Below are 10,176 nucleotides of genomic sequence, written 5' to 3' on the forward strand. Positions count from 1 at the left end.
CGCCAGAAGCGACACCCAGCATGATTTCGTCTTACCAACCATTCAGTTATATCCTCCGTCGGAAAGATTTAGTAACTCAAGACCGGATAGAACCTGTTGTCGCACCTCCTCTCTGCGGCAATTCATATAGAATAACGGGCTGCGACGGGTCACTGCAACTGGCAGCCGAAGCCCTTGCTACGACCTGGCATTGCGCTCCGTGGGTCACGTATCTCGACGCTTCCCACCGACGATGGGGGATGGAAGCCGCTCGCCGGCGTATCAGACGAGCAACCTACGTGGGGTGCCGAGCGGTATTATACGACAAAGGACCACCTATCCTCTGTCGCTTTACGCGACATTTGTCTCTTATTACGCGCAAACCACCATCGCTCCTGCTTTGGCACGAATATTGCTTGGAAGCAAGCTGACCAAGCGGCCCGGAAGCCAAAGGCGCGGCTCGTGGTTTGCCGCAGTGGGGCGATAGGCACGGCCCCGGTGTTGCGGACGTACGAACGCGAGTACTAGCTCGCATCGTGCCAGAAACGCCCGGATTGGCAGCATGTCGCGGTCTTTCTCACGCCCAAGGGAAGGCCCGTTCCGCGCGCCCCAAGGACGGCGGCGTCCGGTCCGTTGGCTGAGTTCGGATTCGAAAGCGCCTGGCTCAGCGCCAGAAGGCGGGGCCCGAGGAAACCGGCGGTGTGCGCTTCCGCGCTCAAGGTGAATGGAGTTCTGGGGCGAATATGGTACACGCCGCAGTTTCGAACGGGCTGGGATGTGAGGCGCATCCCTGAGGCCGTGAAGGGTCATCCAAAGGAAACAGGCGATGAGAACGAATGCACAGCGAGTCCTGACTGTCCTAATCGTGGCCGGGCTCACGTTTGTCGTAGGTTACATGATGGGGTGCACAGGCCCTGGGAGGGAGAAGGCGCCAGCAGCGACCCAAGCCGTCGCTTCGGGGCCGGTAGATATCGCCCAGGCGCCGAGCGATGTGGCACCCGCAGCCCTACCGGGGCCCGGCGAAGACCCAGCGTCCGCGGAGCCGGAGACCGCCGCGGTCAAAACGGCCGAGAGGCCTAAACCGAGCGGCGAGCGTTCCGGCACGGGTGCTACCGCCACGGGCCCCGCGCGCACCGGGAGTACGCCGACGAAGACGGGCGGCGCCAAGCAAGCGGGCAGCGCGACCAAGCAGAATCCGCAGCCCGAAACGGTGACTCCCGGACCAGCCCCTACCCAGGTTACGCGCTCAGCTTCTGCTCCTCGCACCGGTGCGAATCCGCCGGAGACTAAGGCGCCGTCAGAGCGCGCACCGTCTGCGCCGGCTAATCCCGCCGAGGCACCCCGCATCAGGTTCGAAAGCACCGCTCACGAATTCGGCGAGGTGCTCATGGGGGATCCAGTGGAGCACGATTTCGTGTTCCGCAATACGGGTACGGCGCCCCTGATCATAGGAGACGTCAAGACGAGCTGCGGATGCACAGCCGCGCTGGTGACGGATAAGGAGGTGCCGCCGGGCGGCGAAGGTAGGGTCAAGGCAACGTTCCGCACGACGAACTACAAGGGAACGCAGCGCAAGTCAATCTACGTCGAGACGAATGATCCAGAGCAGTCCCAGGTGACGCTGCGGCTGAACGGGGAGGTCAAGGCTCAGATCGAAGCGACACCGTCCTTGATCTATGAGTCAAAGCTGGCAGTCGGCGAGAGTGTGACCCGCACGGTGACGGTGAGCGGCGTCGGCGGCTACGTCTTCCAGATCGAGAAAGTATCGGCGGCCGGGGCGGGCATCCGCGTGAGCGAACCGAGATCTGTCCCAGGGGGCAAGTATGAGATAGACGTGACGGTGAAGCCGGTTTCCGCCACCAGTTCCGTAACCGGTATGGTCACCATTGAGACAGATTCAGAGCGTCAGCCTAAGGTGCACGTGTCAGTGCGGGCCAACATCGCGACGGACAAGTGACGCCGGCTTTGCGCCAGCGCTGGGAGGGCGCGGGTGTCCGAACGGGACATGATGGTGATGAGTCAACACGGTGAGCGGCCGAAGGGGGGAGTCACTGGCCTTGGGGCGACGACGATACTCGTCAACCACTTTGCCGCGCACCCCCTGCCGCTGTTCGCTTCCGACGACACACTCAGGGTCGCTTTCGCCGCCAACGTGCGCTGCAACGACCTCAGCGAAGGCAAGGCGACGTATGACCTGAAGGCGGGCCTGTTCAATAGACGCGCGGCCGCCGGGGGAGTACGCCGAGGGCCACGTACCGGGCGCGCTGAACCTGCCTGCCGATCAGTTGGAGAAGCTCAGTCGCCAGGTCATGGACAGCATGTGCAAAGCCCCGGCCATTGTCTGTTATTGTGAGGGCCTGACCTGCGAAAGTTCGTCCCGGGTCGGGAACGATCTCGCCGCGTGGGGCTATCCCAAGGTCCTATTGATGTTCTCCGGCTGGGAGGAATGGCAGGCGGCCGGCTATCCGGTCGAGAGGTCGTGACCATGACAGGTCCAGTCTTCTCAGAGCCGAGAAGGCCACGCTTCAAGTTCGTCCCGCTCGCCTGGCACCCGTGGCTCGGTGTGGCGGCGCGGGTGGTGCTGGGCGGCGTGTTGATCTGTGCAGGCATAGGCAAAGCGTTCCAGCCCGCGGACTTTGCGCGCCTTATCTACGGCTATCACGTCCTCCATATGGATCTGGTCAACCTGCCTCCGCTGTGGCTGCCGTGGATCGAGCTTTTGACAGGCGCGCTGCTGGTGGTGCTTGGGGCGGGGGGGGGCGGAGCGCCCATGCGGTCGCGACGGGGCTGATCGTCTTCTTCTTTTTCGCAGGCGGGTTCGCCCTCATCCGCGGGCTTGATATCGAATGCGGGTGCTTTGCAGCGAAGGGGGCGGATACGCGCTTGGGGCTCGGCGTCCTGCTGCGCTTGTCGGTCTGCTGGCGCTGAGCTTGTACGCCACCGTGCACCCATCGAATGCGCTCAGCGTAGACCGCTTGCTCGAGCGGCGTCCACCGCGGTTCGGCACCGAGACTAGCGGCGAGGTGCCGGTTGCCGGCGAAACTCCCGACTGGAGTTCTCAATAGCGCATCTGGTCGGCTTCAACCCGCAAGGCCATGCGCCCAGAAGTCGCGTACGCTGATCGGGGCCTTCCGGCAGAGAGTACAGGCTTTGGCGCGCGACTGAGTGTCGAGTATTCGCGTAAGGCGCTCGAACTCCCTGGGGATATCTCTCACCATTTGCCCAGCGCAAGGGGAGCCCCGTGAAGGGCTGGCCAGGACCGAGCGATGCGGGGAGCAAGCCCGGCGCAACGTAGCGCAACCAGAAAGCGGATCAGACAGACAGGACGCGGCAGTGCTGGGGCCGTGCGCGGTTTCCGTGCCGCGCTGCCGGGTACACTTCTAGTGGTAAGCCGTATAGCCGGCTTGGGCCTGCAGGGATGCGCCGGCGGCGAGATGCGCCGGGACGTGCTGCTGTGGGTGGCGGCAGGGTCTGAGAGAACTGCTCTGTCGAAGTATGAGGCAGACCGGCTGTAGAGCCGGCATGTTGTCGGAGTGGGCGCCTGAGGGAGGATATAGCGCGCCTTGTGCTTTGTTGCGACGTGTTTGCCGTGTAGCCGAGCGCGGGGCCCGTGTCGCCGCGACGCGGGCGGGCTGCTGAGGCGAAGCGGTCGCTTCGCAGGGCAGCGCCCCGCCGTTGGTCGTGCCTTCAAGCTAGAGGAGCCTAGTTACACATTCAGTCATATGGCGGCCCTCGCTCAGGCCTCAAGCAATCGGGGCGCGAATTGCGTCGCCCGGTGGCCAGGGCGGCGTAGGTGTGTCGCGGTATGCTTGCTGCGTGTCGCAACCGCAGTACCGTGTCGTAAGGAGACGAATTCATGAAGCGTATCGCTATCATCGTTCCCCCTGTCTCTTCCCTTGTCGTCGCTGCACTCCTGGTCGCCTTTGCGGCGCCGGCCCAAGCGGCGGTCGGCACGGCGGTGGATGTAGTGACCGACGGCGCATATGCCTATGTGGCGTCCCAGGAGTACGGCGTGGTGGTGGTGGATGTGCGCAATGCGGCCAATCCGCTGGCGGTGGGGGCGACTGAGGTCGGGTTTGTGCCGACCTACCTGGATGGCGAGGGTACCATCGTGGTCGCGGCAGGCGGCGATGCCGGCATGGCGGTGGTGGATGTGAGCGATCCTGCCTCGCCGGTGTGGGTGAGTTCGGTGAGTGAGCCCGCGCACGAGGTGACGGTGGCGGGCGGGCATGCGTATATCTCGGACGCCACGGCGGGGACTCCTGGATACTTGAGGATCGTGGACGTATCGGAGCCGAGCGCCCCGGCCGTGGTGGCCGAAGTGGAACTGGGCCGGCTGCCCAGGGAGGTGGCGATCGTCGGCGACTATGCGTACGTCGCGACCTCGAACAAGATATGCGTGCTTGACGTCAGCGTTCCGGCCGCGCCGAGCTGGGTGTCGTCGCCGCCGATCGGGTGTGCGCGAATAACGGCCAAGCCGGGCTTTGCCTACATACCCGGAGGGATGGTGAGCGGGATTGCGGTCGTGGACACGCAGAATCCGACTGCGCTCGCGGTGGTGGGGGAAGCCGAGTCCTTGTGCTACCTGAATCGCTTCGTCGTGCAGGGCAACCTGGTGTACGCCGCGGGCACCAGCATATACACCTCGATTCCATATCTGCAGATCTTTGATGTGACGACGCCGACCGCTCCTGTCACGACGTCGTACGGGACCATCAGCGGCACGGGCACTGCGGAAAGCGTGGCGGTGTCCGGTGCCTACGCGTACGTGGCCGACGGACCTGACGGCCTCAAAGTGATGGATGTCGCCGACCCGTACCATCCCGTCATCGTCGGCCGCGCCTCCGCGTCGATCTTCGCCGACGTGCCAATGGATCACCCGTTCCGTCTGTATATCGAGGCGATCTACCGCGAGGGGATCACCGGAGGGTGTACCCAGACTCCGCTGAACTACTGCCCGACCTCCACGGTCACCCGCGGTCAGATGGCATCGTTCATCTGCAAGGCGGCGGGGCAGACTTGGTATGACCCGGGCTCGGCGACCTTCGGTGACGTGCCGCGCGGTACCAACGGCGTGTGGGACGGCGGGGGTGGAGGTGGCTACGATGTAGATGGCACCTTCATCTTCTACGGCTGGATCGAGCGCCTGGCCGACCCGGCGTCGTGGGGCGGCACCGCCCCCACGGGCGGCTGCACCGCCACCACCTACTGTCCGGCCAACGGCGTGACGCGCGGGCAGATGTCCAAGTTCCTGTGCATCGCGGCCGGCCAGACGTGGTATGATCCGGGCTCCGCGACCTTCGGCGACGTGTCGCGCGGCAGTAACGGCACGTACGACACTCCGGAGACCGACGGCACCCACGTGTTCTACGGCTACGTGGAGCGGCTCGCTGATGCGGCCTCGTGGGGCGGCACGGCAGTGACCGGCGGCTGCGGCGGCGGCAACTACTGCCCGACCAACCCGGTTACCCGCGGCCAGATGGCGATCTTCCTCTGCCGCGCGTTCGGCATCCCGTACTAGAGAGCGAACTTCAGTTGAGGAGATCGGGCGAGGCGAGTCGAGTCGGTGCGTGTAACGGTTGCGACGGAGAAGTGACGCTGTGGCGTCTGCCCGCCTCGCTCGTTCGCTAGCCAACCCCGGGTTCCCGGCAGTGTCCGTTGCGACTCCGGCGCAGACCGCCAGTTGGCTCCATTGGTGGGGCCAACGGCTTGAGGGCCACGAAGGGCAAAGGACACAGTGCCAGACAACTCGATGAATCACGGTGCCAGCCAGCGGGAGGGCGGAACGGTCGCCCTTGGCGCGCTGGCGATTGTCGTGGCGGGCGCCGTCATCGGGTTGATTACGAACCATTTCGCCGCGCGGTCCGTGGCTTTGTTTGCGTCGGAGGCCACGCTGCGGGCAACAGTGGCGACCGGCGTGTTGTACATAGACACAACTGACGCGAAGTCGGTGCTTGACGCGGGAACGGCCGTGTTCGTGGACGCCCGGCTGCCGGAGGAGTATGCGGAAGGCCACATCCCCGGCGCGGTCAATTTGCCCGCCGACGATTTCGACGAGACCTACCCGAAACTCGCCAAAGGGTTGCGGGAGGCGTCGTCCATTATTGCCTACTGCTCTGACATTCAGTGCGATCAAGGCGCCAAAGTCGCGGATTGGCTGGCGGAGCGAGGGCACTCCGGCGTGTACCTGATGTTCTCCGGCTGGGATGAGTGGGAGGCGGCCGGCTACCCGTCTGAGAGAGCCGAGGGCCCGTGAGTATCGCATTGGACGAGCAGCCGTGCGCAGCCGCGCCCTCCCCGTCGCTTCTGTGGCATCCGGCGGGCTCAGTCCTCGCGCGGCTCTTAGTGGGAGGCCTGTTCGTGTACGCCAGTGCGGGCAAGATCGGCCACACCTCCGACTTTGCCCGCATCATCTATAGCTACCGAGCACTTGATCCCGACCTGGTAAACATGCCTGCGATGTGGCTTCCGTGAATCGAGCTGATCGCCGGCGTGCTGCTTGTGGTCGGCATGGGACGACGCAGCGCCGGCGTGGTGACCAGCGGCCTCATGGTTCTGTTTATCCTCGTGGGAAGCCTTGGGGTACTGCGGGGGCTTGACGTGGAGTGCGGCTGCTTCACAGTCAGCGCGTCGGGGATGCGCCTGGGGTGGGCTGTCCTGCTGAGGGACATGGGCTTGCTTGCGGCGAGCGTGTACGCTGCGGTGCATCCGTCAGACGCCTGGAGCGTGGCCGGACTGCTTAGGAGTCGAGCCGATAGGCTGGGCTGATGAACCGGCCTCGCCGCTGCAGCATCAGCTACCGCGCGTGTTGCCCGCTCAGCGCTTGTCGTCTCCAGTGGTCGCAGCCCTCGCAGCTTGCGCTGATTGAGGCGCAATGTGACGCAGTCCTGCTGCGGCGCCGTCACGCACGGCTGCCATGGCAGCAGCGACATCCAGGGGCACGCGACCGAGCTTCTCGATCCGCGTCTGCAGGTGAATCATGTCGGCGAGCAGCCTGGTCAAGGGGCGCCCGTGCAGAGGCTGGCCGAAGTAGGTGTGAAGCTGTTTGAGAACATCTACACATTCCTGCCGGAGCTTATCCTCGGCATTTGACCGCGAGCGCTCCTTGTCACGGCGTGCTCTTGACGTCACCCCGATTTCCCTTCTGCCGGGACCGCTTCACTTCAGCGATCGCGGCCACTCCGCGGTAGGCGCTGCTCAGGACAAGAGACCGCCCACCAGAGATCGCAATGTGCGCGCTGCGAGATGCTCTTGTAACCCGTACTGTGGCACGCGCGACCGCTCTGGGCCGAATGTGGCCGTTTCCCAAAGCGATATCCCGCGAGCCACCCCACGGATCGCGACACCGGCGGCCTCGCAGCCGTGATAGGCAGACCTCGCGCGACGCGGCGGTCACCTCATGGCGACGGCGTGACGTCATAAGGCATCTGGTCGCCGGTGGAACCAGGCCCCGCTGGTGATCCGGTGCAGTGTCACAAACCAGATGCACCATGACCATCGCAAGATGCATGCCAAGCGGCCGCATTTCGGGCTACTTGATGCGGCCTGTACCGGTAAGTCGTGCGAGTCACTATGTCAGAGCCAGTATCTGTGGGCGTAGTGGTCGGTGGTTTCCAGGTGGAGTGTTTGCAGAGCCCGTGGACGGTGCGGATTTCAGGGCGTTGGCCCATCTCGTGGGCAGCGAAGGGACAGCTGAGTGTGCGCCGCTCAGGATGTGTCAGGGCCCGTCAGAGTGGTGATGAGGCCGACTGCGGTTTCTTTGGCGCGGGTGTCGGAGTGCAGATAGTTGGCGGTGGTTTCGAGGTCGGCGTGGCCGAGAAGTTCCTGGACGGTGCGCACGTCCACGCCGTTGCGGATGAGATGGGTGGCGAAGGTATGGCGCAGCATGTGAGGGGTGACGCGCTTGCCGAGGCCGGTCCGGGCAACAATGCGGCGCAGGATGCGGTTGAGGTAGTCGTTCGCCAGCCGCTGGCCTTGGGGGTTGAGGAAGAGAAATGGCTGATTCACGTCTGGGCGAGTGGCAAGATAGTCGCGAATCGCTTCAGCGGTCTGGGGCATGAGCGGCACCATGCGCTGCTTGGCGCCCTTGCCGCGCACGAGCAGCAACCCCTCCTCGGGCTTCACGTCCTCCAGCCGAATCGCGCCCACCTCGCTGCGGCGTAGGCCGGCGGTCAGCATCAGAAGGAGCATGGCCCGCTGGAAGGGCGATTCGGCGGCTGCGATGAGGCTTTGAGCTTCGTCCTCGGAGATGGCGTTGGGGATGCGGCTGGCAGGCTTGGGCAAGGGAATCCTTCGGGCAGGATTGCCGTGCAACTCCCCGACGTCAACCAGGAAGCCAAAGAAGGTGGACAGCGCAGCCACCTTGCGACAGACGGTGGCTGATGCTCGCCCGGCCAGCGTCACCGTCCACTGCATCACCAGTTCGCGGGTGACGGCGCTAGGCTCGGGTAGGTGGCCTAGGCGGGAGCTGAGCCACTTGCAGAACTGGCCCCGTGCTGTCCAAAAACTCATCTGCCTTGCTCATTGTGCTTGAAACGTGATCGTGCTACCCTGTTGCTCTGCTGGGATTGCCAATCCTAGGAGGCGCCGGGATGGCCAGGCACAAAGGGAACGGGATCGACTGGATGGGACTGCCGATGATTGCGATGGTGGCGCGGCTGCTGTGCCGGGAGCTGACGCTGGAGAATGAGTATCTGCGCCTGGAGAATCGGATTCTGAAGGAGAAGGCGCAGGCCAATGGCCGCCTGCGCTTCACGGATGAGGAACGGCGGTCGTTGATGGAGGCGGCGCTGGCGATGGGACGCTCCCTGATGAAGGAGGTGGTGAGCGTCGTCAAGCCGGAAACCATTCTGGCCTGGCAGCGGCGCCTGGAGCGGCAGAAGTGGGACTATAGCGCCCGGCGCTCGCGCCAGCCGGGGCGACCGCGAACACCCGGGGAGATCGAGGCTGTGATCTGCCGCCTGGCGCGAGAGAACGCCTGGGGCTACCAGCGCATCCGGGGGGAACTGCTGAAGCTCGGCCTTGAGCGCTCCAAGGGCTGCATCGCCGCTATCCTGCGGCGACATGGCCTCCCCCCATCGCCTCAGCGCGGCGGGCTGACGTGGCGGCAGTTCCTGGCGCGCCATGCCGAGGTCCTGCTATGCGTCGACCTCTTCACCAAGGAAGTCTGGACCTGCACGGGCCTGCGGACGGCCTACATCCTGTTTGCGCTGCACCTGAGCACACGCCGCATTGTCCTCGCCGAGGCGACGTTTTCTCCCCACGGTCTGTGGATGCGCCAGATGGGGCGCAACTTGCTGATGGCGTGTGAGGATCTGGGGGTGGCGCCTCGCATGGTGCTCCATGACCGCGACGAGCTGCTCGTACACGATCTTGACGTCACATTACAGGGGGCCGGGCTGGAGATCGTGAAGACGCCATTTCGCGCTCCCGACGCCAATGCCCATGCCGAACGCTGGGTGCGCAGCGCGGACGAAGAGTGCCTCGATCACCTCATTCTGATCAGCCTGGGGAGCTTGCAGAGAACTCTCGCCTGCTATCGCGACTTCTCCAACCACCATCGCCCGCACCAGGGGATTGGCAACCAGATACCGGAGTGCGTGGCGACTGGCAGCCTCCCCGTGCTTCCCGGACCCCTGATGGCGCGGCGACTCGACGTTAACCGCCAGCAGTTCCTTGGCGGCCTGCTCAACTCGTACTATCGCAAATCATCCTAGCTGCGGCGCCCGGCGCGATGAGTCGTGAGCAACAGCGTGCGCAGTGTCTTCGTGCCAGGACACCAGGGTGGCGCGGTCACAGCGGCCAGGTCACGAATCTGCCACCATTTCGCCCCCCCCGAGATTCCTTGGGATGATCCTCACTGTCGTCACCAAACCGCCCGTCGACCCTTCTGCGTTAGCCTGATGAGTTTCTGGACAGCACGGCCTTCGGTGGGCTCAGTTGGCGACCTGTCCGCGAATGTCTCCCCCGTAGCGGTCTCACGACCCATTGACGGGCACGGTGGTCGCATCCACATATGACGGCAGCAGACGTCCCTCTGCAACGCTCTCTCACGCAGTCAGTCTGCTAGGGGCAGATCACTGAACGTGGTGTAGACGGCTCTTTCGCCCTCCGCCCATCCGATGAGGCCCGTCACCGACTTGACGAGATACCAACCCTTAGTGTGCAGCAGGATGAGGGCCTTGGTCTTGGGTGCTA

The 10,176-nt window shown here is 64.5% G+C and carries 10 protein-coding genes; 9 read left to right on the plus strand and 1 reads right to left on the minus strand.

Features of this window, described 5'->3' with window-relative positions:
• The first annotated feature begins 1,360 nt into the window (after positions 1-1,360).
• The 8 genes from JSV65_08810 (at position 1,361) to JSV65_08845 (ending at position 7,071) form a co-directional block, all read left to right on the plus strand.
• A complete protein-coding gene (locus JSV65_08810; GenBank protein ID UCH36437.1) occupies positions 1,361-1,936 on the plus strand; it encodes a DUF1573 domain-containing protein in 576 nt (191 codons plus the stop codon).
• Positions 1,937-2,192: 256 nt separating this feature from the next.
• Positions 2,193-2,462: a rhodanese-like domain-containing protein gene (locus tag JSV65_08815; GenBank protein UCH36731.1), complete on the plus strand. Its 270-nt coding sequence runs from the start codon at positions 2,193-2,195 to the stop codon at positions 2,460-2,462.
• Between the two features lie 2 nt (positions 2,463-2,464).
• Positions 2,465-2,770 (plus strand): hypothetical protein, encoded by a 306-nt coding sequence (locus JSV65_08820; protein UCH36438.1) that lies wholly within the window; start codon positions 2,465-2,467, stop codon positions 2,768-2,770.
• Positions 2,771-3,835: 1,065 nt separating this feature from the next.
• Complete coding sequence (locus JSV65_08825; GenBank protein UCH36439.1) at positions 3,836-5,500, plus strand: hypothetical protein; 1,665 nt, start codon at positions 3,836-3,838, stop codon at positions 5,498-5,500.
• Positions 5,501-5,716: 216 nt separating this feature from the next.
• The gene (locus JSV65_08830; protein UCH36440.1) at positions 5,717-6,235 is read left to right on the plus strand and encodes a hypothetical protein; all 519 of its coding nucleotides are present in this window, start codon (positions 5,717-5,719) and stop codon (positions 6,233-6,235) included.
• Positions 6,232-6,453, plus strand: coding sequence for a hypothetical protein (locus tag JSV65_08835; GenBank protein ID UCH36441.1), 222 nt, complete (start codon positions 6,232-6,234; stop codon positions 6,451-6,453). Before JSV65_08830 ends, JSV65_08835 begins: the two co-directional genes overlap by 4 nt.
• Positions 6,454-6,489: 36 nt before the next feature.
• Positions 6,490-6,747: a hypothetical protein gene (locus JSV65_08840; protein ID UCH36442.1), complete on the plus strand. Its 258-nt coding sequence runs from the start codon at positions 6,490-6,492 to the stop codon at positions 6,745-6,747.
• 108 nt (positions 6,748-6,855) lie between these two features.
• Positions 6,856-7,071: a hypothetical protein gene (locus JSV65_08845; protein UCH36443.1), complete on the plus strand. Its 216-nt coding sequence runs from the start codon at positions 6,856-6,858 to the stop codon at positions 7,069-7,071.
• Between the two features lie 615 nt (positions 7,072-7,686).
• Here the strand turns inward: JSV65_08845 and JSV65_08850 are convergent.
• Positions 7,687-8,490, minus strand: a complete 804-nt coding sequence (locus JSV65_08850) for a tyrosine-type recombinase/integrase (GenBank protein UCH36444.1) — start codon at positions 8,488-8,490, stop codon at positions 7,687-7,689.
• An 80-nt stretch (positions 8,491-8,570) separates the two neighbouring features.
• On the opposite strand from JSV65_08850, the gene JSV65_08855 reads away from it, so the two are divergent.
• Positions 8,571-9,695 (plus strand): transposase, encoded by a 1,125-nt coding sequence (locus tag JSV65_08855; GenBank protein ID UCH36445.1) that lies wholly within the window; start codon positions 8,571-8,573, stop codon positions 9,693-9,695.
• Positions 9,696-10,176: the final 481 nt, after the last annotated feature.

Source organism: Armatimonadota bacterium (assembly GCA_020354555.1).
GTDB lineage: Bacteria > Armatimonadota > Hebobacteria.